The organism is Humisphaera borealis, from assembly GCF_015169395.1.
In the GTDB taxonomy this organism is placed as follows: Bacteria; Planctomycetota; Phycisphaerae; order Tepidisphaerales; family Tepidisphaeraceae; genus Humisphaera; species Humisphaera borealis.
In genome coordinates this window covers 5,373,936-5,398,819 of record NZ_CP063458.1, presented here as the reverse complement: position 1 = coordinate 5,398,819, position 24,884 = coordinate 5,373,936, and the positions used below count along the sequence as shown (strand labels likewise).

At 63.5% G+C, this 24,884-nt stretch carries 19 protein-coding genes; 15 read left to right on the top strand and 4 right to left on the bottom strand.

The genetic code is table 11. The features are described from left to right. The first annotated feature begins 20 nt into the window (after positions 1 to 20). The 8 genes from IPV69_RS20210 to IPV69_RS20175 all read left to right on the top strand — a co-directional run bounded on the left by IPV69_RS20210 (position 21) and on the right by IPV69_RS20175 (position 9,690). Positions 21 to 620, top strand: a complete 600-nt coding sequence (locus IPV69_RS20210; protein WP_206291529.1) for a sigma-70 family RNA polymerase sigma factor — start codon at positions 21 to 23, stop codon at positions 618 to 620. Further along, the gene (locus IPV69_RS20205) at positions 613 to 1,584 is read left to right on the top strand and encodes a FecR family protein (protein WP_206291528.1); all 972 of its coding nucleotides are present in this window, start codon (positions 613 to 615) and stop codon (positions 1,582 to 1,584) included. Before IPV69_RS20210 ends, IPV69_RS20205 begins: the two co-directional genes overlap by 8 nt. A gap of 56 nt (positions 1,585 to 1,640) precedes the next feature. Continuing rightward, complete coding sequence (locus IPV69_RS20200; protein WP_206291527.1) at positions 1,641 to 2,468, top strand: hypothetical protein; 828 nt, start codon at positions 1,641 to 1,643, stop codon at positions 2,466 to 2,468. Positions 2,469 to 2,525: 57 nt separating this feature from the next. Further along, positions 2,526 to 3,188 (top strand): type II secretion system protein, encoded by a 663-nt coding sequence (locus IPV69_RS20195; protein WP_206291526.1) that lies wholly within the window; start codon positions 2,526 to 2,528, stop codon positions 3,186 to 3,188. A 298-nt stretch (positions 3,189 to 3,486) separates the two neighbouring features. Further along, positions 3,487 to 5,937 (top strand): DUF1592 domain-containing protein, encoded by a 2,451-nt coding sequence (locus tag IPV69_RS20190; RefSeq protein WP_206291525.1) that lies wholly within the window; start codon positions 3,487 to 3,489, stop codon positions 5,935 to 5,937. 98 nt (positions 5,938 to 6,035) lie between these two features. After that, positions 6,036 to 7,394: a DUF1552 domain-containing protein gene (locus IPV69_RS20185; protein ID WP_206291524.1), complete on the top strand. Its 1,359-nt coding sequence runs from the start codon at positions 6,036 to 6,038 to the stop codon at positions 7,392 to 7,394. Next, a complete protein-coding gene (locus IPV69_RS20180; protein WP_206291523.1) occupies positions 7,391 to 8,635 on the top strand; it encodes a hypothetical protein in 1,245 nt (414 codons plus the stop codon). The genes IPV69_RS20185 and IPV69_RS20180 overlap by 4 nt, the downstream gene beginning before the upstream one ends. 41 nt (positions 8,636 to 8,676) lie before the next feature. Then, entirely contained in the window at positions 8,677 to 9,690 is a 1,014-nt protein-coding gene (locus IPV69_RS20175) for a leucine-rich repeat domain-containing protein (protein ID WP_206291522.1), read from the top strand. A 25-nt stretch (positions 9,691 to 9,715) separates the two neighbouring features. Here the strand turns inward: IPV69_RS20175 and IPV69_RS20170 are convergent, their stop codons facing one another. Further along, positions 9,716 to 11,914: a PEGA domain-containing protein gene (locus IPV69_RS20170; RefSeq protein WP_206291521.1), complete on the bottom strand. Its 2,199-nt coding sequence runs from the start codon at positions 11,912 to 11,914 to the stop codon at positions 9,716 to 9,718. 188 nt (positions 11,915 to 12,102) lie between these two features. Further along, the gene (locus tag IPV69_RS20165; protein WP_206291520.1) at positions 12,103 to 13,368 is read right to left on the bottom strand and encodes a hypothetical protein; all 1,266 of its coding nucleotides are present in this window, start codon (positions 13,366 to 13,368) and stop codon (positions 12,103 to 12,105) included. 574 nt (positions 13,369 to 13,942) lie between these two features. Here IPV69_RS20165 and IPV69_RS20160 point away from each other — a divergent pair. The 7 genes from IPV69_RS20160 to IPV69_RS20130 all read left to right on the top strand — a co-directional run bounded on the left by IPV69_RS20160 (position 13,943) and on the right by IPV69_RS20130 (position 22,431). Then, entirely contained in the window at positions 13,943 to 16,138 is a 2,196-nt protein-coding gene (locus IPV69_RS20160; RefSeq protein ID WP_206291519.1) for a sugar-binding protein, read from the top strand. Between the two features lie 225 nt (positions 16,139 to 16,363). Further along, positions 16,364 to 16,600, top strand: coding sequence for a hypothetical protein (locus IPV69_RS20155; protein ID WP_206291518.1), 237 nt, complete (start codon positions 16,364 to 16,366; stop codon positions 16,598 to 16,600). 87 nt (positions 16,601 to 16,687) lie between these two features. Continuing rightward, positions 16,688 to 17,527, top strand: coding sequence for a TatD family hydrolase (locus IPV69_RS20150; RefSeq protein ID WP_206291517.1), 840 nt, complete (start codon positions 16,688 to 16,690; stop codon positions 17,525 to 17,527). A 781-nt stretch (positions 17,528 to 18,308) separates the two neighbouring features. Continuing rightward, entirely contained in the window at positions 18,309 to 19,592 is a 1,284-nt protein-coding gene (locus tag IPV69_RS20145; RefSeq protein ID WP_206291516.1) for a phospholipase D-like domain-containing protein, read from the top strand. A gap of 114 nt (positions 19,593 to 19,706) precedes the next feature. Next, positions 19,707 to 21,800 (top strand): ATP-dependent DNA helicase RecG, encoded by a 2,094-nt coding sequence (gene recG, locus IPV69_RS20140; protein ID WP_206291515.1) that lies wholly within the window; start codon positions 19,707 to 19,709, stop codon positions 21,798 to 21,800. 45 nt (positions 21,801 to 21,845) lie between these two features. Beyond that, a complete protein-coding gene (locus IPV69_RS20135; protein ID WP_206291514.1) occupies positions 21,846 to 22,103 on the top strand; it encodes a hypothetical protein in 258 nt (85 codons plus the stop codon). Further along, positions 22,081 to 22,431: a type II toxin-antitoxin system RelE/ParE family toxin gene (locus IPV69_RS20130; protein WP_206291513.1), complete on the top strand. Its 351-nt coding sequence runs from the start codon at positions 22,081 to 22,083 to the stop codon at positions 22,429 to 22,431. Before IPV69_RS20135 ends, IPV69_RS20130 begins: the two co-directional genes overlap by 23 nt. Before the next feature lie 24 nt (positions 22,432 to 22,455). On the opposite strand, the gene IPV69_RS20125 is transcribed toward IPV69_RS20130, so the two are convergent. Beyond that, entirely contained in the window at positions 22,456 to 22,854 is a 399-nt protein-coding gene (locus IPV69_RS20125; protein ID WP_206291512.1) for a diacylglycerol kinase family protein, read from the bottom strand. 70 nt (positions 22,855 to 22,924) lie between these two features. Then, positions 22,925 to 24,775: an ATPase, T2SS/T4P/T4SS family gene (locus tag IPV69_RS20120; RefSeq protein ID WP_206291511.1), complete on the bottom strand. Its 1,851-nt coding sequence runs from the start codon at positions 24,773 to 24,775 to the stop codon at positions 22,925 to 22,927. Between the last annotated feature and the right edge of the window lie 109 nt (positions 24,776 to 24,884).

The following is a 24,884-nucleotide window of genomic DNA, read 5'->3' as shown; positions in this document are numbered from 1 at the left end:
AACGAGATTCGGACCTTCTGTTGGGAAATCATCGAGCCCCGGGAATAGCAGTGATCGACTTTGTGACGGAACAAGCCCGGTTTGAAGAATTGTTCAGTCCGGCACGACCGGTGCTTCGTGCCATTCTTTATGCCGCGACCCGCAGCGGGCATGAAGCAGAGGACCTGTTGCAGCAGGTCGGCACGGTCTTGTGGCAGAAGTTTGAGACGTACGACTCGAGCCGTCCTTTCGCCGCCTGGGCGGTAGGGTTTGCCCAGATGGAGATCCGCAAGTGGCGTGAGAAGGCGTCGCGGCGGGGCCGACTGGTGTCGATCTCGGACGAGGCGGTAGCGGCGCTGGCCGACGCGTGCGTCCGGGCCGTCGACGAACCGGCCGCCGGGCCAGCCGACGATGCCGACACCCTGCGGGATTGCGTAGAGCGGCTGACGCCGGCGGCGAAACAGGCGATCCGAATGAAGTACACCGACGGCCAGTCAATCGCCCAGATCGCCGCTGTACAGGGTCGTGAGATCGGTGCGGTGGAGATGGCACTGGTCCGGGCTCGTCGGGCGTTGCGGCAGTGCATTGAAACGAAGTGGCAGGCAAGCGGAGACGGGAGAAAGGCAAGACACCTTGGCTGAAGAACTGGACAACCTCGCCGCCCGATACCTGGACGGTTCGGCCACCCCGGAAGAGTGCGCCCAGTTGGATCGCCGATTGGTGTCCGATCCCGCTGCCGCCATCGCGTTTCTGGAGTTGACCCGGCAGGAACTGGCGTTGAAGGATGCGCTTGCGACAAAGGGTGTTTCGACGGCGCCCGCCACGACCGTTTCGAAGCCCGTTCAGACGATGCTTCCAACGGCATTGCGCCTTGCCGGCAGCGATTCTGCCGCGCCGACAGCCCATCGTACTGTACCTGATATTCGGCCGGTTCGCCGAGGCCGGCTGGTGATGTGGGCCGCCGGTATTGCGGCGGCCGTGCTGGTCGGGGCTGGCGTCTGGTTAACAACCGGGGGTAGTAACACCTCCACCACCCCGCCGCTGGCGATCGATTCCCCGTCGCCTGGTGCCAACTTCACACTCGATCTGGCCGGTTCGGACCTGCGCATCGAAAGAGACGGAAAAGTGCTGGCCGCCGGTGGCGCGGGCAGGCTTGCCGGCGGCGACATCATCCGCACCGGAGACACTCACGGCACCACTTTGAATGTCGCCGGCGAGGCGACAAGCGTGCTTGTCGGCCCGGGCTCATCGGTTGCGATTGTGCCTTCGGGCAGTGGGCACCGGGTGCGGCTGCTCAGCGGCTCGGTTCAGTGCCAGGTCGCACCGCAGAAGCCGGGAACGACATTTGCCGTTCTCACCGCTGATGCCGAGGTCCGGGTTGTGGGCACCCAGTTCCGGGTTTCGAGCGACGGAAAACAGAGCCTTGTCGAAGTGAGCCACGGCACCGTTCGCGTGACGCGTGGCCGAGATCGGGCGACGGTGGATGTCTCGGCTGGTGAGTTTGTGGCGACCGAGAAGTCCCATGGGACTCTGGGTCATCCGGCCGGCAAGGATATGGGCGAGTACTGGTCGAACAAGGTGCGGCCGGCGGGTATCGATCAATAGTTTTTGCAGGCTTGAGATATAGTGTTATAACATGGCGATTGGCCAAGGAAGCCCGGATGCGATTTCAACCTGTCATCAACCTCGGGGTCGCCAGCTGGTTGGCGGTCGCCGGCCTGGCTGCCGGATCGATGTGGGCAGGATCGATCGGTGTTGGTCAGGCCTGGGCGTCGCCGCGGGACTTGCAGACATCGCTCGCCTCGACCGATGACGACTCGACAAAGCCAAAGGACGACGAAAAGAAGACCGACAGCAAATCGACCGATCAGGACGACGACAAGAAGAGCGACGACGATAAAAAGCCTGGTGTCGAGAAGAAGTCTGACGACGACAAAAAGCCGGAAACCGAGGGCAAACCGGCAGATCCTGTAAATCCTAAGGACGTGACGCCGACGACCCCGTCGAACACCACGTCGGGAAAGCCGCCGTCGACCGGAACGCCGAATCCCGGTACACCATCCCCCAGTACAACGACGCCGGGCACTTCAACCAACGGAACACCCTCGACCACCGTACCGCCCGTTGGCACCCCGGTTCCGGGCAGGCCTGACGATGGCGTCAAGCCATCGCCGGCGACGCAGCCGGTAGAGGTTCCCGTGGGCGTGCCGCATACGGACTCTCCACCGGGTGGTGGCCCCAAACCTGCGGATATGCCCAATCCGGGCGGCGATCCGGCACCTGGCGATCCGGCGGACGGATCGAACCCGCCGGCACCGTCTTCACCGTCGTCCCCGGCCGATCCGGCGGGTCCTCCGGTTGACGGCAGCACGCCGCCTGTCCCGGTACCCACGCCGGTTCCTCCACCAACGCCAAGCCCCACTCCCCCACCGCCGCCTACACCAAGGCCGCCACCGGGACCGGGAGAAGAGCTTCCCGGCGGAGGTTAAGTAAACGGGTCAGGTCCTTAGATCGGTAGCTGTCGGGTGCGGAACGCGGGAGTGCCGTTGCAGAGGCGGAATAAAGGATTCACGCTGGTCGAGCTGCTGATTGTCGTCGGCATCGTGGCCGCATTGACTGGCGTGGTCATCCCTGCCGTTGGCAAGGCCAAGGCGACGGCCGTGAAAGTGGCGTGCGCGGGCAATCTCCGACAGATCGGGACGGCGCTCAATGCGTACCGCGCGGCCAACGGCGGCAAGCTTCCGGTTCGCCCCAGCGGGCTCGATCAGACCAACCCCCACGTCTTCAAATACAAGTCGCTGACGGCCTCCGTCGCCAAAACGATGGAGAAGTACGCCGAATCCCGGGATGTTTTCTACTGCCCCGGCAATTACCAGCGTCGAACGCCCAGCGAGTGGTGGACCTTCCAGAGCGGCACGATCGCCGCGACCTATCAGTTCCCCTTCTGGCTCAAGTCGTCCTATTGGCTCGTCAAGGTTCCCGACTACCGTCGCCCGAACGGGGACGCAGTGATTGCTGCGGATTACCTGGGCACCGACACCACGCCAGCAGCCCCCCTCGCATGGAACCACGACCGCCCGGACGGACAGTCGCCTGAGGGGATGAACATGCTCTTCGGCGACAACCGCGTCGAATGGCGCAACAAGGCCCGCGGCTGGATGCTGTGGGGGCGATCCAACGGCCCGATCGATTGGTATCTTGCCAACTGAGACAGGGTTCATGCACCGCGCCGCCAGCACACCGCTCGCCACGCCCGCCATCGTCGACATTTCCGACTAGAACCACGTCACGCAGGGTCACGCAAACCTGCCGCGCCAACCAACCGTTGAGGAAGATTGTTTGCTGATCGCCGCCGGCCGATCCATGGTTCGGCAGCGCAAATCGTTTCGAGTGGTATTGTTGTTGTTCGGACGGCGAGGACGGGCGGACGTCCAGTGAATCGCGAGCGATCATTTCAGTTGAACTATCGCCGGTTATTCGTCCGGATTGATCACCAAACCAACACTCATGTTTCACCTTCGAATGTTCTCCCGCTCAAGCCTGCTCCTGGCCGCCAGCCTGGGCCTGGGCCTTGCGGGTGCCGCGCGCGGAGCGGAACCGTTTGAGGCGTTTCTCGATACGCACTGCGTCCGCTGCCATGGCCCGGACAAGGAGAAAGGCGACCTGCGGATCGACCGCCTCTCGCGCGATTTCACCAAGGGTGCCGACACACATCACTGGGCGGAAGTCGTCGAGCAGGTCAACTCCGGCGAGATGCCGCCGAAGAAGGAGAAGAGACCCTCGCAGGCGGAGATCGCTGCGTTTGTCACCAGCCTGGACGCGCGGCTCAAGGAGGGCCGGGCGGCCCGGATGGCAACCCGTCCGCCGGTAACGCACTACCGTCTGAGTCGCAAGGAGTATCAGAACACCGTCTACGACCTGCTCGGCGTGCGCTACGATCCGGCCAAGCCCGGCGAGTTGAACGAAGATGCGCTGTGGCACGGTTTCGAGAGGATCGGGTCGCAACTTTCGCTGTCGCCGTCGCATGTCGATCGATACTACCGGGCGGCGGAACTCGTCCTGGATCGCGCTTTCCCCACCACATCGGTGACTGCCCGCAAGGTCCGCAAAACCGCTGTCGATCTTCGCTATGGGACCGGGAAAGACCAGCAAGCCGCCCTGGACCGCTTCGGCATCAAACGGCCGCTGCGCTATCTGCTGTTCCCCGGTCGAACGGAGACCGCGCTGTCGCCTAACTGGCTGGGCAAGACCGGTCCTGAACACAGCGGGCTGTACAAATTTCGCATCCAGGCCAGCGGGATCCGCCCGCCAGGCGGCCAGCCGGCGCACCTGAGCATCGGCAAGAGAACCGGCGAGGAGACCGTCGATGGTCTCATCGAGTTCGACCTGACCGCACCGGAAGAGAAGCCCCAGGTCTACGAGTTTGAAGTGTTCCTCGAGATGCCGACGTCGCTCGATTTCTGCGTGGTGGCGACCAATGGCGTGGACCGAAGAAAAGGGGCTGCTTTCCGCAACGCGCTGAGCAGTTCCCAGTATCTTTTTACGCACAGCAGCGAGACCCTGCTGCTGAACCCCAACGCCCCGCAGATGTTCGACGACAAGGGGAACGGCCTGTTCTCCACGGTGCTGCTGGACTGGATCGAATGGGAAGGACCGCTCGTCACGGACGCGGAAAAGTCCCGCCGCGACGGCCTGCTCCCGCCCGATGACGCCAGCCTGGAAGTGGTCGCGGAACATCTGCAGCGTTTCGCGGAGCGCGCCTGGCGACGCCCGGCGAAGCCTGAGGAACTGGCGACGTATCTGAAAGCCTACCGCACCGAGCGCGACGCCGGTGAGAAGACCGCCGACGCTTATCGTATCGCGATGCAGGGCGTGCTCACCTCCCGGCACTTCATTTACCTCGTTGAAGGCGATCCGACGGCCCGCGCGCGACTCACCGACTGGGAACTGGCCTCCAGGCTCTCGTATTTCATCTGGAGCTCAACCCCCGACGACCGCCTCTTCAGCGCCGCCAAAGGCGGCACCCTGAGCGGCGACGGCCTGAAGAAGGAAGTGAGTCGGCTTCTGACCGACGAAAGGGCCAACCGCTTCATTGACGACTTCACCCGGCAGTGGCTGCAGCTGCATCGATTGGGCATGTTCCCGCCCGACAAAAAGCTCTACCCGAATTATGACCCCTGGCTCGAAGAGAGCATGCGCGGCGAGGTCATCGAGTACTTCCGCGAGATGTTCTCAAAGAACCTTCCTCTGGACGGCTTCATCGAGTCCGACTGGACGATGGCCAACCCGCGCCTGTGCGACTTCTACGGTCTTCCGGAGCCGAAGTCGGGGGGCTTTCAGCGCGTCGCGCTCAAACCCGAGCATCGTCGCGGCGGTCTGCTGACGATGGGCGCGGTGCTGGGTCTGACGTCGGACGGTACCCGCCATCGCCCGGTGCACCGCGGGGTTTGGGTCAGCGAAGCGATCTTCGGCAAGACGCCGCCACCCCCGCCGGCGAACGTGAGCGCCATCGAACCCAACCCGCCGGAAAGCCCCAAGGCCACACTCCGCCAGAAGATCGAAGCGCACCGGAGCGACGTGAACTGTGCCGCCTGCCATGCGAAGATCGATCCTCTGGGACTGGCCTGGGACAATTACGATGCCGTCGGTCAATGGCGTACCCGTGAGAAGGTCGAAAAGGGGATTGGTGAGGATCCGTTGATCGATCCCTCCGGCGTGTTGCCCGACGGCCGGTCCTTCGCCGACCCTGTCCAGTTCAAGCGGCTCCTGATCGAGAACCGCGACCAGATCGCGCGGGCCTTCATCGAGCACCTCTGCACCTACGCCCTTCGCCGGGTTCTCACCGTGGACGACCGGGAAGACATCAACGCGATCGCGGCGACAGCGAAGAAGAACAATTACGGCGTGCAAGACATCGTCCGCGCCGTGGCCGAGTCCGAACTGATGCGAAAGCGATGAGGAGATTGTGGTGCAGCCGTCTCGGCTGCAACGGCAGGCGGGACGCCTGCACCACAACGTCCGCCGCCTGCGAAACTGCCCACAAAGGAACAGTTCCTATGAGTCACTTCCTCTCCCAATCCTGGCTGATCAACCGCCGGCACGCCCTGCGTGCCCTGGGCAGCTTCATCGCGTTGCCCATGCTCGACTGCATGGTCCCGCTGCTGGCGGCGGAGGAGAAGACCGTCTCGCCGCGGCGAAGCGCCTTCATCTACCTCGCGAACGGCGTGCATTCGCTCAACTACCAGGTCACCACGCCGGGCAAGGATTACCAGTTCTCCCGATCGCTCAAGCCGCTCGAAAAGCATCGCCAGGTCATTACGCCCATCAGCGGCCTGTATCACCCGGGCGCGATCGGCCATCACCACAACTGCATCTCCGTCTGGCTTACCGGCGGCAAGCTCGGTCCTTCAGACCGCAACACCATCTCGGTGGACCAGAAGATGGCCGAGATCACCGCGAAACACACCCGATACTCCTCGATGGAAGTTGCCCTCACCGGCGAATCGCTCGGCTGGACGGCCGACGGTGTTCGGCTGCCCTCGATGCGTCGTTGCAGCGAAATCTTCGCGTCCATGTTCTCCGAACCCAAAGGCGGCATGGCGACACAGCGGCGGGCCCTGCGCCGCAAGGGCAGCGTCCTGGACGCCAACCTCGATGAAGTCCGTCAACTCGAGCAGAAGATGGGATCGGCCGACAAGGGACGCCTCGATCAGTACCTCACCTCGGTCCGCGAAGCCGAAGTGCGTACGCGGCGGGCCGATGCCTGGCTCGATACGCCGCTTCCGACCGTCTCCGACGCCGATCGCAAACGCACCAACCGCGACATCCCCGCCACCCTTGCCGGCGAGTACTTCCGCACCGTCTACGACCTGATGGTCCTTGCCTTCCAGACCGACGTGACGCGCGTCGCCACCTTCAGCCTCGGCGGCGAAGGGGATGCCTTTGCGATTCCCGAAATCGGCATCACCGAGTCGCGGCATCAGCTCAGCCATCACGGCGGCGATCCGGGCTACATGGAGAAGCTCACCAACTACGACACGTTCGCGATCGAGCAGTTCAGCTACTTCCTCACCCGGCTCGCCGAGACGAACGATGTCAACGGCAAGCCGCTGCTGAACTCGACGATGGCGCTCTTCGGCAGCGGCATGTCGTACGGCCACAGCCACGGCAACGCCAACCTCCCGCTGGTGCTCGCCGGGGGTACGGACCTGGGTTTAAAGCACGGCAGCCACCTCGACTTCAACCAGGGGCACTTCAACGGCTACCAGCTCGACAAGCCCGGCGAGCACTACTCGCTCTGCAGCCGCCCCGCGAACCCCAATGCCCACATGAGCAACCTGCTGCTCCTGATGGCCCAGCGCATGGGTGTGGAGACGGACAAGTTCGGCGACAGCAACAAGGTGATCGAACTATGACATCGCTCCCGCATCCAAAATGGCTCGCGACCCTCTGTCTCGGCGTCTGCCTGCTTGCAGGCTTTGCCACAGCTGCCGACGAGTCCTTCCGCCCGGAACCGGGGAAGTTTCCTCCTTTGGAAAAGGCGGCGTCCTACCGCGGCGAACTGGCGTTCGTGGACCATGCCAATCGCCGGGGCAGCATCCGCGTGCAAGGCCCAGGTATGTTCTTCCGGAACAGCCCGCAGCCCTTCGCGATGCTTCCGTACGGCGCTGTCCGCTATCGCGGTGCGCCGGCGGATCTGCGAGACATTCCGCTGGGCACCATGCTGCACGTCCGCGCCTTTCTCCCGCCGGACCCGAAGACCTCCGCCGTGCCGGTGATCCAGAAAGGAACCACCGAGCGCCCGGCCGAAAATCACGTCCTCCTGATCGAAGACGAACCCAGCCTCTGCCTGCGTGAAGGCAAGGTCTGGAAGCTCAAAGAGGTGGACCTTCAGAACAACGAGGGGGCGATCCTCGCCAGCCGCGAAACGAAGCAAGGCGGCGATGGCAAGGCGACCGCCGAGAAGTTCACCCTCAATGCCGGCACCCGCATCTGGCGCGGCCGTGAATGCCTCAGCCTTACCGACCTGATTGCCGACGGCACCTGGCCGGCGACGGGAAAGAAGTCTCTCGGCGATCAGGCTGTGCTGCTCGGCATCGCGTGGCACCCCACACCCGAGAGCGTGTTCAACCAGTTCCACGTCGCGGACATCTGGCTGGACGACACCTCAATGCAGCGCGCCGCGCAACGTCAGACCGAGGCGCACAACGCCTTGGTCCGCAGCTACTGGATGCCAGCCTGGGTCGATCACGTCGAGTACGGCAAGTTTGGCCGCGCGACGGTGACGGCGACATTGTTCGGCGGCATGGACGACGCCCTCTACGCCGATTTCAAGAAGGATGTCCCCACGCTTATGGCCGCCGCCGAGAACACCCTGAAGCACTCCGCCGGGGCCTACGGGCCCGATCACATGGCCGCCGGTGGCCAGATCATCGCCGTCACCAAGGCCGAGGGCCCGATCCCGCTGGGAAGCAGCGGGATACAGATCCGATTTGAGACTGACCTCATCACCGAGGGCATGCGCCCCGGTAGGGTCGTCCGTGTCCGCCCGACCAGCTGGCCACGGCATGCAGTGCCTCGCGAGGAGTACCTCAACGACGGCGGCTCGGGTCACGAAGAACGCTTCCCGACGCCGGCGATCTTCCCCAAGTTATGACCGTGACCTCCGTCACGCGTGAGAGAACCAGCCTGAGCACCATGACAACCAAACACACCCCCCTGCTCGCAGCACTCTTGTGCGCCCTCTGCACCGGCTCGGCCCTCGCCGCCGATCCCCACGTCGAAGCCGTCGTCCGCACTGTCGAGGCCGCGAAGGGCAAGGTGGAAAAGACCGAGGACGGCCAGGGCCTCAGGCTCGTCGATCTCGCCGTGGCCAATACCGGCCCGCACGACAAGCGCACGACCGACCCCTACGACGCGGTGTTCTTTGAGCACTTGGGGCATATCACGACGCTCGAGTCGCTGAACGTCATCTCGACGAAGTTCAACGACGCGTGGATGCCGCACATCGCGAAGCTCACGAACCTGAAAACGCTTCGCTTCACCAATAACGGCTCACTCACCGATGCCGGTATGGAGCAGCTCGCGGGCTTGAAGAACCTGGAGCAGTTTTCCTTCGTCGGGACCAAGATTACCGGCCGCGGGTATGCGAAGTTCGAGGGGTTTACCAAGCTTACGCGGGTCAGCCATCGCGGCAGCAGCATCGACGACGAGGGCCTGAAGCAGCTTTGCGAGCACCTGCCGAACCTCGAAAGCATCAGCCTCGCGCACGCCAAGTTTACCGACGCAGGCGCGGTTCACCTGGCGAAGCTCACGAAACTCAAGAGCGTCGAGCTCGGCACGCTCAACGCCACGCCGGCCGCTCTTAAGAACCTCACCAGCCTTCCATTGGAATCGATCCAGCTCGGCGAAGGGTTCCACGCCGCCGACGCCTTCAACACCGTCAAAGCCATTTCAACCTTGCGGAAGCTCTCGGTCACCGATGGCAGCAAGCTGACCGACGCCGACCTGGCCCTCATTGCCGGCATCACCGGGCTGGAGTCACTGACCATGGACAAGCTGCCGCTCCCCGATGAGCGCATCCCTGCCCTCGCCGCGTTCGCGCATCTGAAGTCCATCACCCTCGCCCTGCGCCCCAAAGGTTACCCGGCAGAAACGCAAGCCAGGATCAAAGCCCTTCTCCCCAAGGTGGACGTGACGTTCGTCCAGTGATTGGCCCGGCTAGTGAACGCTCCACTCACTTGGGCAGGTCTGCCTTCCAGACACCCCACTCGCCGCCTCTGCTGCTCCGGAAGTAAAGCGCCGAATCGTCGCCACTCCAGGCGGGGTTGTCGTCGCGCGCTGGGTTCTGCGTGACCGGGATCGCTTCCGAAGGTTTGGAGACGCGAAGAACCCAAAGGTTGATGTCGGACTCGGTGATCGGCGGTGCCGCCGACGGCTGCGCGGGCGACGAATGGCCTGGGAGTCGGCGGTCCGACGCGAACGCGATCCGGCTGCCGGTCTTGGACCAGGTCGGGTCGAAATCGTCGTCGTTGGGGGATCGAGTGAGATTAACCGGCGCGTTCTCGCCGATCTTCAGAAGCCAGATGTCGCGTTTTCCGGTGTTCGGATCGCCTCTGACGAACACGATCGCGTCGGACCGCGGGCTGATGCGCGGCTGGGTGCCGGGGTGTTCGAGGTCGGTGCGTTTGCCGGTGACGGTTTCGATCGCCACCAGTCGGGACGGGCTGCCGTCGGTCGGACGGGATTCGGTGTACAGCCGGGGTCTTGGCGACGAATCGAGCGAAGGCCAAAGCTCGGTGTCCGACGTTTCCCCGGGCGCGGCGCGAACGGCGAAGCCGGGCAGGTTGATCATGACTTCGTAGGTCGCGAGCTGTCCGGCACTGATGCGGTCGCTGGCGAACAGGAGCCGCTGGCCGTCGGGGGAGAACGACGGCATCAGGTCCAGGGCCTGACCGTCGGTGAGTTCAACGGGCGGCTTGTTGGACGCGACGGTGTGAGCGAACAGCTGTGAACGGAGGGAGCCGTCCACCGCACGCAGCGTCGCCCAGGCGACGATGCCCCCGTCGGGGGACGTCACCACGCCGTCAACAGTTGCACCGGCCGGTGCCCTGGCGACCAGGACCGGTTTGCGGCCGTCGGGCTCGTTGACGTCGCGGGTGAGCGGCACTTTCCGAGGGTCGGCGTCGACGAACCATCGGCTCTTTTCCAACCGAAACGCCGGTTTGATCATCGCGAGTCCGGCGCCGGTTCCGGTGATCGGCGGAACCGACGGCGTTGTGGCCGCGGTCGCGGTCGTGGTGGGTACCGCCGGCCGGGTCGTTACCGGGGTGACCGGGGACGACGGCAGGGTTGCGACGGCTGTCGTCACGGCCGGCTTGGTCGTGGCAGTTGCAGTGGCGTTAGGGGGCGGGCTCAGGGTGACGGCGTAATCCACCTTGCCCTCTTCCCAGCCGATCTTGAGCGTCGTCGCCGGGTTGTTTGCGCCGGCGGGTGGCGAAATGGTGAGCTCATGAACAGGCATCTCACCGCTGGCATTCAGCGGAGCGTAGTCCAGCGGCAGTTCGACCAGTCCGTCGGTTTTGTGCGGCAGAACTTTCTGTCCCATCCGGACGATGGCGCCGGGCGGTTCGGTCTTCAGCCGGATCGTCTTGGTGCGGATGCCGAGCTTCAGCAGGTATTCGGTCTGCCCGTTGTCCCACGAAATCTTCGACGTCGCCGGCTCGTACCCGGGCTTGATCGCCTGCACGGCTCGATCGACCCAGGCGTTGGTCTGGGGGTCGGTCGCGATGACCAGGTCTTCTAGCGTGACCGGGCTGGGGCCGAAACTGGTGCCGTCCACGATGACATCTGCGCCCGCCGGCTCGGTCTTGATGACAACCGTCTTGCGTTCGGGTTCGAGCGGCAGCGTGTAGACGGCATCGGCGTCGGTGAATCGGATGACGCGTTCGGTCCGTCGGAAGCCGGGCCGCTCGGCCGACACGACATGAGGTATCCAGCCGCCGGAAGCATCGACGGCAAACTCCAGTTCAGTCGAGGCCTGGGTCACGGCGGCATCTGCAACGGGCTTGCCGCCAATTTTCACGATCGCCGGTAGTGGCGTGACGATGAACCGGACCCTTCGGCTGCGGGGTTTGAGCGTTACAGTCACCTCGGTTTGCTCGCTCGTCCCGTCGAGCAGGATGGTCTTGTCGGTGTAGCCGGGCCGGCTGACAAAAACGGTATGAAACTGGCCGCCGCCGAAGCTGAACCGCTCGGTAATGGGTGCCTTCGGTCGGGGAACGCCGTCTACGACGATCGAGGCGTCGGCGGGCACGGTCTTGATGGTGATAAGCCGGCCACCGCCGCAGCCGACCGCGGTCGTCGCGACGGCCAGCAACAGCGTCAGCCGTAGAATCGAGTTGAGGACGGCGCGGTCTCGGAAATCTGATCTCATCGACACTCACCTTCGGGGCTCGGGCGTCGGTGAGTCATAGTCGCAGCGGGTAAGGATGGCAACCGACATCTGCCGCCCAGCGATGCGCCCGGGTTGGACGACAATCTATCGATTCGGCAGATGCGGCACACGGGGGGAATCCCCGCCCGCCCTTGCTGACTTCACAGCCTCTGCACAGAGCACCAATACTACTGAGCCATCATCATGAGATTCAGGCTGTTTTCAGCGACACGCTTGGCCTGCTCGTCGACAATGGTGACCTTCAGAATGTAGCGGGAGGCCGCCAGCGTGGCCGGCAGCTTCAGGCGTTTGACGACAAAGAAATCGCGCCGGCGATTCCGGCAAAGGTCGATCGGGACGTTGTCCTTGCCCCGCAGGATCGCATCGCCGGCACTGTTGTAGAGCACCGCTTCCATGGACAGCTTGGTCTCCCAGAGCTGCTTCTCGTTCAGTCGCGAGGTGAAGTTCTCGACCTCGCAGTAAATGATCGTCTCGTGCTCCAGTCCCGCACGGAAAGACAATGCCATAGGCTCATAGATGCCGAATCCGTCCACGCGCCTGCACAGCGACATGGTGGGGATCGAAAGCTCCGTCAGCTCTCTCAACCGCTCGGCCATGCGAAGCAACGGAGCGAGCTTGCGAGACGGCAACGCATTGGGATCGGTCTGGATTTTACGGATCCAGTCGCTGATCCCGTCCAGCGCAACCGACAGCATCTCACGGTCGTCCGGCGGCAACGGAGACAGGCTGCCGAGATCGGGGATCGATTCGTCGCGCAGGAACCGGAAAATCTGGTGGTAGAAGTGCGCCGCCGCATCCGTCGGGTGTTCCTTCAGACGCCTGGCAAACTCGCGGGCCATGACGTCCGCGTCGGTTGTGGTGGTCGTCGTGACCCGGTCAACCGGTTTGGCGTATTGGGGAGCGGGCGGCTGGGGCTGGGTCGCGGGCACGATCACCGGGACGTCCGGAACAATCGCCGGCGGCGGTGTGCGGCTCGGTGGTTCTTTCACGGAGACGGCCGGTTCGGCGCGGTCCCGCGCGGCGCCTTCAGGTGGCCGCGACATCGGCTTGTCTGAGGCACCACCCGGCTCACGCTCTGCCCTGGCCGGCGGCCGCGGCGACGGCAGGTGCGACAGGTCGCCGGCGCTGTCGGTGGATGCGCGCTGCGATCGGCTGAGGGGTGCTTCAGCCGTGGTGTTGCTGCTGAACAGACGGTTCTGCCGCTCGATCCGCTCCCGAAGAGCCTGGACGCTTTCCTGCCCCGCCGGCGCATCATCAACCGCGGGCGGAATGGCATCCGCCTTCGGGCGTACGGGGGGTCGCATTTCTTCGGGAGTGTCGGCGAGCATCGCCGCCGGCGGATCATTGCGGCGGCATCCTCCGACCACAACCAGTGCCATCGCCAGGACCGGCAACCAGCGGGAAAGAATCACGACTGGGCGAGAAATGTGCATGGCGTCCATCCTTGGACATCTGCGTTCGTCGCCGGTTCTACCGACAACCGGGCCGATCCATCGGACCCTGTTTCCCATCATATCGGTGCCGGGAACTCCTTCAAGACCGATCGGGGTTGTTAGGACCGATATGTGACGGTTACGCAACTTGGGACGGGACCGAGGGTTGAGATACTTTGTGAAAAAAATAACCCCTAAAATAGCCCAAATTGAAAATGTAAGTTCATTCAAAATAAAAACTTAAGCCATTTGTCGACGGTCGATTTTCCACCAAGAATCAGTACATGACGTGCCGATACAACTGTTGCTGCGTTTGGTTCTTCGACGTGACGGACAGAGGTGCCCCTTTCCGGGCTGCCAAGCCTCGTGAAGTCTGCGGCATCTCTAACTGTGACGCACATGACGTCACGACGACCCGAAGCGCGGCATCGAAAAGAAAACGGCCGAACCGACCAAAGGTCTCTGTCGTTGAGTTCGATACGCGGCGTACGTGAATGACCGTTTGCTGTACAGGCCGCCACCGCGGCCAGAACGGACACTCACCCACGCGGCTTCGCGGCCAGAGAGTTGTAAGATGTCCAAGAGGCAGCGAAACATCATCTCGATCGTGTGCGTGCTGTCGGTCTTCCTGACCGGCAACCCTGTGCAGATGGTGTTCGCTCAGGAAACGCCTCGCACGGACCCGACCGCCTCCACCCCCGATTCCAAGATCCCGGCGACCCAGCCGACCACCCGCCCCGCCACCCACCCGGCGGCCCAGCAGGCTGTGCTGGCCGATCGTTTTCCGATCCTCCGCGGCCATGAGGGTTTCTGGCGGCTCGGCAAGGACGAGTCCGGCGTCTGGTGGTTCGTCTCGCCGACCGGCAAGCGCGAGTTCATCAATAGCGTCACCACCGTGCAGCCGACCCTCAAAGGCCGCCAGCGCGACGCCGCCGACTACATCTCCAGCGACTTCGACCTCGGCGGCAATCGCGAGCAGGCCACCGAGCGCTGGGCGAACGCCACCCTGGCCCGCGTGAAGGATGTCGGCTTCAAGGGCATCGGCGCTTGGTCGCACCCGATCTTCCACAACCACGACATCCCGGTCACCCGCGACCTGAACGTCTGGACCTGGCTCCGCGAACGTACCAACCGGCTCTACTCGGCCGAGTGGGCGGAAGACGTCGAGGCGACGATCAAGAAGCAGGTCACCCCGCTTCGCGACAACCGTAACCTCGTCGGCTACTACACCGACAACGAGCTCGACTGGGGCGACGCCGCCGTCGGTCCTAGCCTCTACTTCGACAACCTGCCGGCTGGCGACCCCAACCGCACCCAGGTGATGAAGGTCATCCGCGGCATCTGGCCGACGACCGAAGAGTTCAACGCCGCTTGGAGCACCTCCATCTGCGACTTCAGCGAAGTCGACGAATGGACGACGCTCCCCCGCCAGCCCGCCGAGGCTTACCGCACGCTCGGCAGCAAGTGGCTGTTCACGCTCGCGACGGACTACTTCCGCATCACGACGGCGCTGGTCAGGAAGTACGACCCGCACCACCTGATCCTCGGCGTCCGCTACCGCGGCTACATGGTGCCGGAAGTCGTCGCCGCCAGCCGCGACTTCACCGACGCCCAGTCGCTGAACTACTACGTCGCCGATGCGATGCTCGACAAGAAGATGTTCGAGAGCGCGTACGAAGCATCGGGTCAGCCGATCATCATCACCGAGTATTCGTTCCACTCGCTCGACGGCCGCAGCGGCAATCGCAACATGGTCGGCTTCCCGTCGCAGGTGCTGGACCAGCAGGCCCGCGCCGAAGCGTACAAGTTGTTCACGACCCGCCTGAGCCGCGTGCCGTACATCGTCGGCGCCGACTGGTTCCAGTGGATGGACGAGCCCCCCAGTGGCCGTCTGAGCGACGGTGAAGACGCCAACTTCGGCATCGTGGATGTGGACGACCGCAAGTACGAGACTCTCGCCGACGCGGTCAAGGCGACCACGCCCATCCTCAACTCGCTGCACGAGCAGAGCTACAATGACGCCCGCAAGGACGTCTGGCGCGAGCCGACCGAAGCGCGCCCGACGGTGAAGATTCCGTACCTGGCCAAGGCCCCCCGCCTCAATGGCGAGATCAGCGACTGGCCGGCCTCGGCGAAGCTGCCGGGCGTCAAGGCGGTTCGCACGGTCGGCAACGAACGCAGCAAGCTGGCGCTGCCGAACATGCTCGTTGGCTGGCGCGACGAAGGTTTGTATGTCGCGTTCGAAGTGTTCGACGACCAGGTGACCGCCGCCCCGGCCGACGGCTGGTGGTGGAGCCGCGACTCGATCGAGTTCTGGGTCTCGACCAAGCCGGTCGCCGGCGACCGCATGAGCTACGACGAAAACGCCCACCACTTCTTCTTCGTCCCGGTCGACTTCCCGTCGCGGGATGGCGTCGGCGGCGTGGTCGGGCAGTGGTTCGTGCCGGGCTCGGCGATCCGGGCGACCCAGCTTCCGCACCCCGACATCAAGAACGCCGTCCGCATCCTGAGTGACCGCTATGTCGTCGAGATCTTCATCCCCGCCAAGGCATTGCACGGGTTCGATCCGTCGCAGACGGTGATGGCGTACAACGCGCAGGTGCGGAACTACCAGCAGGCCGCCGAGTACTACTGGTCGGCCCCGAAACTGGTCATCACCCAGGCCCGCCCGAACACCTGGGGTACGGTGTACCTCGAGCCCAAGCCGACGGGAATCCAGAGCCTGCCGATCGCCGGGAATGACCTGAGCGGCGCTGCGACCGGGGAATAACGTAGGGTGGGATTCATCCCACAACGACCCTCGCGATGACTGGTTGTGTGCCCTCGCCAACTGCGCTGCACAAGCAATCGGCTCACGGCGTCCTGCGACACCCTTGCATGGCGACTTTCGCCCTCCGCCCCGACAACGGGTTGTCGAACGCAATCGGTCGTCTGAAGCCCACCCTACTTTGCCATTCGCCTTACTTCCGCCGGATTTCGCCGATACAATACACATATGCGAGACGCTCAAGAGACGCTCGACGCGTACTACTTCGAAATGCGCTGGCGAACCCTGTCCCTGGCCGCCGACCTGGACCGCATCGAACGGGCTGAAGGCGGCCCCGCGAAGCTGTCCGCCGACCCCCGCGTGGCCAAGCTGCGCGAGGCGTTCGACGTGCTGCTGAAAGGCAAGGGCAACCGCGCCGAGCAGGTGCAGATGATCTTTTCGGACAAGACGCCGGGACCGAAGTAGGGTTCGCCTTGGCGGACGCGATCGCGGCAAGCTGGTGACCTTTTTGATCGTTCCGCGTCCGCCAAGGCGGACCCTACGGAACCTCCCATGAAATACATCGACCCCCACATCCATTGCGTCAGCCGAACGACCGACGACTACCTGTACATGGCCCGCAGCGGCGTCGTCGCCGTCTCTGAGCCCGCATTCTGGGCCGGTTACGACCGCTCGTCGGCCTCCAGCTTTCACGACTACTTCCGGCACCTGATCGACGTCGAGCCGAAGCGTGCCGCGCGATACGGCATCGACCACTACAGCTGGCTGTGCATCAACGCCAAGGAAGCCGAGAACGTCACCCTCAGCCGCGAGGTCATCGCGCTGATCCCGCCAATGCTCGACAACCCACACGTGCTGGGCGTCGGCGAGATCGGCTTGAACAAGAACACGCGCAACGAGATCACCATCTTCGAAGAGCAGGTGGACCTGGCGGCGAAGTACGACCAGATGATCCTGATTCATACGCCGCACCTCGAGGACAAGCACAAGGGGACGAGCATCATCACCTCGATCCTGAAGAACGATAAGCGCATCAAGCCCGAGCGGGTGCTAATCGACCACTGCGAAGAGCACACGATGAAGATGGCCCGCGACAACGGCTTCTGGGCGGGGATGACGATCTACCCCGTCAGCAAGGTGACGCCGCAGCGGGCGGTCGACATGATGGAGATCTACGGCACGAAGATGCTCTGCGTGAACAGCGCCAGCGACTGGGGCGAAAGCGGCCCGCAATGGCTCACGGACACCTGCCTCGAGTTCCGCCGTCGCGGCCACACCGAGGCCGAAGCGAACGAAGTCTTCATGAACAACCCCTGCCGATTCTTCGGGCAGAGCCCGAAGTGGAAGCTGAAGCCGGTCGAGGGGCTGCCGCCGACGGATACGCACCCGTAGGGTCCGCCTTGGCGGACGCGTGGGAGCGTGGGCGTCCTCGCCCGCCTTTGTAGGATCCGCACAGCGGACCAAGGACTAGCCGATTGGTTCATCCACCGCTCGTCATCCTCGGCTACTCCGAGGCCGCGATGTTCTTACGGCAGAAATCAACGAGGGAAATCGGCGGCGTACTGTCCATTCACGGGAGCCGTGAACCCGCGGTTGGGTATGAATGTGATTGTCGTCTCGACCTACATTTTGACGACGTCGAAGTTCCCGAGAATGACGACCCCGAGGCGCTCCTCCGTCATTCGGCCCGCCGCCGGTGGGCGGCAGAAAACGGACTGACCGAGGTTCCGCCGACGGAGACGGATGCGGCAAAGATCATCGCGTTTGCCCGTAAAGTCTCCAATTGCGATCGAGTGGTGCTCTTCCATTGCTTAGGCGGAGTAAGTCGAAGTCCGGCCGCAGCACTCATTTGCCTCGCGGCGTGGCTTCCCAGTACCTCTCCTGACGATCTGGTCGCGAAAGTTCTCAGCGTTCGGCAAGGGGCGACGCCGCACGTCGGACTTGTAGGATTGGCCGACAGACTTCTCGGTCGTCGCGGTACGTTGGTTACGGCAGTCCGGCACGTTTGGCAATGACACGCCGGAAGTCGGTTGTGGAATGGGCGCCCGGGTTATCGACGCCGTCTTCCAGTGACCAGAATACGCCACGTTGCAAAGCCTATCATCGTCTCCGCGAACGACTGCCGACATTCGTCGGCGGTCTGTCTCGGCCAGGTTTTGAACGAGGATACGCAATGGCGGAATCGACAACTGCGGTCACGCGGGTGGTGACCACGATCGGCACCGCCGGCGCGGTGGCGGTGGGCGGGCGCGGGTTGCCGCCGGGCTACCCCTACAAGATCGAATCCCTCTACGGCATCGAAGACCCCCAGTTCCTCCGCACGATGGGATTCCTTCTCGGCCCCCCGATGGTCGGCGGCAACAACGTGGACACCCTCGTCAACGGCGATCAGATCTTCCCCGCGATGCTAGAAGCGATCGAATCCGCCGAGAAGAGTATTACGCTCGAAACGTTCATCTACTGGGAAGGGGAAGTCGGCGAGAAGTTCTCGCGAAAGCTCGCCGATCGCGCCAAAGCCGGCGTAAAGGTCCACATCCTGATCGACGCCGTCGGCTCCAACAAGCTCGATGACGACTACGTCAAACGCATGACCGATGCCGGCTGCGATGTAGAACTGTACAACCCTCTCCGTAAGTCGGATGTGCTGTCGTTCGGGCGGCTGAATCACCGCACCCACCGGAAGATCCTGGTGATCGACGGAAAGCTCGGCTTCACCGGCGGCGTGGGCATCGCCGACGAATGGCTCGGCAACGCCCAGGACGAAGACCACTGGCGCGACAACCAGTATCGCATCACCGGCCCGGTCGTCGCATCGCTACAGGCGGCGTTCGCCGACCACTGGATCGAGGCGACGGGAAAAGTCATTCACGGCGACCACTACTTTCCCCTGCTGGCCGAGACCGGCCACAAGCTCGGGCAGGTATTTAAGAGCGGGCCCGGCGGCGGCGGCGAAAGCATGCAGCTCATGTACCTGCTGTCGTTCGCGGCGGCTCGCAAGCGTATCCTGCTCGGCACGGCGTACCTCGTGCCCGACCAGCTCACGATCAACTGCCTGATCGAAGCCAGGCAGCGTGGCGTGCAGGTGCAGATCGTCATCCCCGGTACGACCACCGACAAAATGATCACCCTGCACGCGTCGCGGGCCTGCTGGGGGCAGATGCTGGAAGCGGGCATCGAGATCTACTTGTACGAACGGACGATGTACCACTGCAAACTGATGGTCGTCGACGGGCTGTGGACGTCGGTCGGCTCATCCAACCTCGACAACCGCGGCTTCCGCCTGAACGGCGAAGCGAACCTGAACGTGTTCGACGCCGACCTGGCACAAGTGCAGGAGCGGCTGTTCGACGACGACCTGAAGCACTGCCATCAGGTGACGCTGGATGAGTGGAAGAAGCGGCCGATGACGGAGAAGCTGAAGGAAAAGTTTGCTCGAGCCGCGCGTTGGCAGTTGTAGCCGAAAGCATCAGTAGGGTCCGCCTTGGCGGACGCGGGCGCATGAATGCCCTGGTCATATGGCGGACGGCATCCGCATGGTAAAAGGGGTCGCGTCCGCCAAGGCGGACCCTACATGAACGCCGTCCCCGCCGCGACAACCTCCGTCCTCGACCGCCGCATCGCTGATCTGGCGGGCGTGTCGGCGTCGTTCGCGCGGGCGTTTGCCTCGCTCGAAATCTCAACGCTCGGCGACCTGCTCGAATATTTCCCTCGCGACTACCGCTTCGAATCGGAAGAGCTGCCGATCGCAGAGTTCGTCGCCGACCAGGTGCACATCGCCCGCGGGGAAGTCGTCGCCGTTAACTACACGCCGATGCATCCGCGGCCGCGGTTCGAGGCGACGATCTTCGATGGCACCGCCAAGCTGGCGCTGGTCTGGTTCAACGGTGCCTGGCTGAAGAAGAAGATCGTGCCGGGCATGCACCTTCGGGTGCAGGGGAAGGTGAAGTACTTCAAGAACATTCCCTCGATCTCTAACCCCAAGTGGTCGCAGGTCGATGAGGCGACCGAGCGCGTGACCGAAAGCCGGTTTCGGCCGATCTACCCGGCGAGCGTGAAGCTGACGAGCGACGCGATCGCCAACTTCGTGCAGGAACATCTGCCGGCGATGCTGCCGGAGGTGGAAGAGTGGTTCGCGCCCGAACTGCTCTGGAAGCACGATCTCATCGGCCGGCGCGAGGCCTATCGGCTCATCCACGCCCCGGCCAATCTCGCCGAGGCGCAGAAGGGCCGCCGACGGCTGGTGTACGACGAGCTGATGCTCATGCAGCTCGCGCTGGGCATCAGCAAGAGCCTGCGCGGCAAGGCGATTACCGCGCCGGTGCTGCGGATCGACAAGCTGCTCGACGAACGCATCCGCAAACGGTTCCCATTCACGCTCACCAAGGCGCAGGAGTCGGCCGTTTACGAGATTGCCCGCGATATGCAGTCCGGCCAGCCGATGAACCGGCTGCTGCAAGGCGACGTCGGCAGCGGCAAGACGGTCGTTGCCCTCTACGGCATGCTGACAGCGGTCGCGAACAAGCTGCAGGCCGCGCTGCTGGCGCCGACGGAAGTCCTCGCCGAGCAGCACTACCTGACGCTGAGCAAAGCCCTCGAAAACTCGGCCGTCTCAATCGAACTGTTCACCCACCGCACCAAGAAGCAGAGCAAGGGATCGCTGATGAAAGCGCTCGGCGACGGCAAGGTGCACATCGCCGTCGGCACGCAGGCGCTGCTGGGTGAAGACATCGAGTTCGCCAACCTGGGCTTGGTGGTGGTGGACGAGCAGCACAAGCTCGGCGTGCGGCAGCGCGGGTTGCTCAAGAGCAAGGGCATGTCGCCGCACTATCTCATCATGACAGCCACGCCGATCCCGCGAACGCTGGCGTTGTCGTACTTTGCCGACTTTGACGTGACGACGCTGAACGAACTGCCGCCGGGCCGGCTGCCGATTAAGACGCGCTGGCTGCCATCGGCGCAGGCGCAGCAGGCGTATGACTTCATCAAGAAGCAGGTCTCGCTCGGCCATCAGGCATACCTGATCGTCCCACAGGTGGATGAGACCGGCGGCGGAGACGACGCCAAGAGCGTGGTCGCCGAGCACAAACGGCTGAACACCGGCCCGCTTGCCGGCTTGAAGCTCGCGATGCTGCATGGCCAGATGAGCACCGAGGACAAGCAATCGACGATGGCGGCGTTCCGCCAGAAGCAGCACGATGTGCTGATCGCGACGACGGTGATCGAGGTCGGTATCGACGTGCCCAACGCGACGGTGATCGTTATCGACAACGCCGATCGGTTTGGCCTGAGCCAGTTACATCAGCTTCGCGGCCGGGTCGGCCGGGGGAAGGAACAGTCTTTCTGCCTGCTGATCGGCGACCCGCGCACCGAGTCGGCGGAGGAGCGCCTTCGTGCGCTATGCCAGAGCACCAACGGCTTCGACATCGCCGAGACCGACCTGAAACTTCGCGGCCCCGGCGAGTTTTTCGGCACCCGCCAGCACGGCCTGCCCGAGTTCAAACTTGCCGACCTGAGCAGCGAGCTGATCCTGCTTCATCAGGCGAGAGAGGACGCACTGGCGATGCTGAAAACCGACCCACGCCTGACGGCAACGGTGTTCAAACACCTTCGGCAGGCGTTGCTCAAACGGTTTGGGGATACGATGGCGCTGGTGCAGATTGGGTAGCAAAATCGCTGAAACATTTCGTACAATTACGCCGAGGCCCCACCCATGACCACCATTACACTGAGTACAGAGACTGAGAAGCTCCTTGAAGAGCGGATGCGCCGCGATGGCCACGACTCGCCTGACCAGGCCGTTCGTGCCGCGCTTCTGGTCTTGAACGACGCCGACAATGACGATTCCACCTTGCTCGATGACCAGACTCTAGCGGCAATCGAAGGCGCGAATCTGGAGGTCGATCGCGGCGAGGGGATTCCCGTCGAAGAGGCGTTCCGTCGCCTTCGTGCAAAGCACTTGGGTGCGTGAAATGGGGGAAGAAGAACCTGTTCAGTACCGGGTCATCGTCCAACAGACGGCGTTCAACGATATCGATCGCATCGTTGATTACGTTGAGGACCGTTCACACCAGGGGGCGGCGTCTGTCATCGACATGCTCTGGAAGGCTTGCACATCTCTTGCGCTGTTGCCCAAGCGATACAAAGTCTTTCGACCGCACCGTGACCCGAGCCAGATTGTCCGATCGATGCCCGTCGCGCCTTTTGTAATTTATTATCGCGTGTTCGACATCGAACGCGTCGTTCGCGTGCTTACGGTGCGTCATGGTAGCCGCCGACAGCCGAAGCGATTCCCGTAACGAGCGTTGGTCGGGGTGGAGTCCCTACATCACCTTCTCCCACAACGGCGGCCCCAGGATCAGCAGCCCCACCCCCACAGACGCGATCGCGGCGATCAGCACCATGCCGGCGGCGACGTCCTTGGCGATCTTGGCCTTGGGGTGAATATCGGGGCTTGCCAGGTCCACTGCGGCCTCGATCGCGGTGTTCAATCCCTCGAGGATGATCACTGCGGCGATGGTCAGGATAAGCACGGCCCACTCGACCCGGCTGATGTTTAGCCAGGTTGCCATCCCGAGCGCGGCGATGCCGAACGCCAGTTCAATGCGTGCGTTGGGTTGCGTGCGAAAGAGGTACCCCACCCCTGCGAATGCATAGCCAAACGACCGCAACAAGCGGCCGAAGGGGCGACGGCGGACGGGATGGGCGACAGGTTCAATCATGTTTGGACAGAAACATTTCCGATTTCAAATCTGAAATCCACGATCTCAAAGTCTTTCGAATCACGACTGCCTACCGCCCTACCGCCTTCTCTACCTCGTCCAGCGCGGCTAGTCCTTCAAACGCCAGCTTTCGGCCCGACTCAATCAGCCTCGTGAACGGCGATTTCTCCAGCGCCTTGCGGAGGTCGGCTCCGGACGGGCTGTGGCTGATGGCATCGCGCAGATCGTCCGTCGCCCGCAGCATCTCGAAGAATGCCAGTCGGCCGTGATACCCGGTGCCCAGGCATCTGGCGCAACCGACCGGCGTGTACAGGTGCGTCACGCCTTCGGCCTGCGGGCCGATTCTTGTTCGCTGCTCGGGCGTCATCAGCGTTGCACGTTTGCATGCCGGGCAGAGCCGCCGCACGAGCCGTTGCGCGATGATCACCTGCAAGCCCTGAGCTAAAAGGTACGGCTCGACGCCCAAGTCGAGCAGCCGATAGACCGTGCCCAGCGCGTCCTTCGTGTGCACCGTCGAGAACACCAGGTGCCCGGTGATGGATGCCTGCATCGCCACCCGGGCCGTCTCGGCGTCGCGGATTTCGCCGACAAGGATGACATCCGGGTCCTGCCGCAGGACCGATCGGAGCAGCGTCGGGAACGTGTTACCCTTCTCTTCGTCCACAGGGATCTGTGTCGCGTTCTCGATCCGGATTTCCACCGGATCTTCGATCGTCACCACATTGCGCTGCTGCACGTCGATGCTGCGAACCAGCGCATACAGCGTGCTGGTCTTGCCGGAGCCCGTCGGCCCGCACACCAGCACCATGCCCGAATCCTGTTCGATCGCGTCGTTCAGCGCCTCTTCCAGATCTTTCGGCAAGACCAGGTCGGCCAGCTTTGCCGGCGCGGTGGTCGGGTCGAGCACTCGTACGACCAGCTTCTGTCCGGTGACGGCCGGCGCGAAGCTGACGCGGTAATCCACCCGGCGGACCTGCCGGTCGCGGCCGGGCGACGTCGCGGCGAAGTGCCCTTCCTGCACGATGTTCCGTTGCGAGGTATCGATCTGGCACAACACCTTCACCACCCCGCCGATGCGCGTGCCCATCGATGCGGGGAAATCGCAGACATCCACCATCACGCCATCGACGCGAATACGGCAGTGGAAGCTGCCCTCGCGTGGCTCCATGTGAATGTCGGTTGCCCGGCTGCGGAAACAGAGCAACAGCAGCAGCCTTAGCACATCCGGCGGCTGTCGCTCGCCGGGGCCGATCGGCTTTCCGGCGGCGTGCTGCACCTGCCCCTTACAATCGAGGATCGCAATATCGGCTTCGCCGAAGAACCGGTCGGTCTGGGCCTCGGCCATTGACCAGAGGCGCGATTCGTAGTCGTCCAACCCGCCTTGTACGAGGGTCGGCGGTGCACCGGTCGGCACGTCCGGCAGCGGGTTATCCAGCTCGATGATCTCTTCGTCGCTGTCGTCCAGCAGCAGTGGGATGCGGTCGACATTGTCCAGGTCGAGTTCTTCGATGTCTTGGACAAGGTCGGCCTCGGTCAGCTCTTCGACCATGTCGGCTTCGGTCAGTTCCTCTATCTCTTCAGTGGCGTCGTCGTCGGGAACTGCCGACGCCACGCCCGGCGAAAAGTCGGTGCCTGGCAGGACAAGAACCAGGTTCGTCGATCCGATCGTCACGACATCGCCGGGTGCCAGGGCGACCGTTCGGACGAGCTGGCCGTTGACGCGTGTCCCATTGCTGGCCCCCAGGTCACGCAGGACGAACTGCGCTCCCCGCCGTTCGATGACGCAGTGGAACCGGCTGGCCATGTGGTCGGCCAGGACGAGCTTGTTGTCGGCGTGACGACCGATGGTGATCGCTTCGTCGCGCAGGACAAGCTGCCGTCGTCCGCCGGCGTTATTGATGTCGAGGTAAGGTTGGTCCATGCGAAAATCAGCCCGGAACGTACAGCCGCCGCATTGTAGCGATGCAACGATCCGAAGGCAGAGGAAGACCGCTCGGATATTGCTGGATCATGTGAGGCAGGAGTATGAA

Bases quoted from the DNA above. Each gene is read 5' to 3' on its own strand.
- recG (WP_206291515.1), top strand. From the start codon at position 19,707: ATGAACGCCGTCCCCGCCGCGACAACCTCCGTCCTCGACCGCCGCATC.
- IPV69_RS20170 (WP_206291521.1), bottom strand. From the start codon at position 11,914: ATGAGATCAGATTTCCGAGACCGCGCCGTCCTCAACTCGATTCTACGG.
- IPV69_RS20175 (WP_206291522.1), top strand. From the start codon at position 8,677: ATGACAACCAAACACACCCCCCTGCTCGCAGCACTCTTGTGCGCCCTC.
- IPV69_RS20200 (WP_206291527.1), top strand. From the start codon at position 1,641: ATGCGATTTCAACCTGTCATCAACCTCGGGGTCGCCAGCTGGTTGGCG.
- IPV69_RS20135 (WP_206291514.1), top strand. From the start codon at position 21,846: ATGACCACCATTACACTGAGTACAGAGACTGAGAAGCTCCTTGAAGAG.
- IPV69_RS20185 (WP_206291524.1), top strand. From the start codon at position 6,036: ATGAGTCACTTCCTCTCCCAATCCTGGCTGATCAACCGCCGGCACGCC.
- IPV69_RS20125 (WP_206291512.1), bottom strand. From the start codon at position 22,854: ATGATTGAACCTGTCGCCCATCCCGTCCGCCGTCGCCCCTTCGGCCGC.
- IPV69_RS20155 (WP_206291518.1), top strand. From the start codon at position 16,364: ATGCGAGACGCTCAAGAGACGCTCGACGCGTACTACTTCGAAATGCGC.
- IPV69_RS20180 (WP_206291523.1), top strand. From the start codon at position 7,391: ATGACATCGCTCCCGCATCCAAAATGGCTCGCGACCCTCTGTCTCGGC.
- IPV69_RS20150 (WP_206291517.1), top strand. From the start codon at position 16,688: ATGAAATACATCGACCCCCACATCCATTGCGTCAGCCGAACGACCGAC.
- IPV69_RS20165 (WP_206291520.1), bottom strand. From the start codon at position 13,368: ATGCACATTTCTCGCCCAGTCGTGATTCTTTCCCGCTGGTTGCCGGTC.
- IPV69_RS20160 (WP_206291519.1), top strand. From the start codon at position 13,943: ATGTCCAAGAGGCAGCGAAACATCATCTCGATCGTGTGCGTGCTGTCG.
- IPV69_RS20190 (WP_206291525.1), top strand. From the start codon at position 3,487: ATGTTTCACCTTCGAATGTTCTCCCGCTCAAGCCTGCTCCTGGCCGCC.
- IPV69_RS20145 (WP_206291516.1), top strand. From the start codon at position 18,309: ATGGCGGAATCGACAACTGCGGTCACGCGGGTGGTGACCACGATCGGC.
- IPV69_RS20120 (WP_206291511.1), bottom strand. From the start codon at position 24,775: ATGGACCAACCTTACCTCGACATCAATAACGCCGGCGGACGACGGCAG.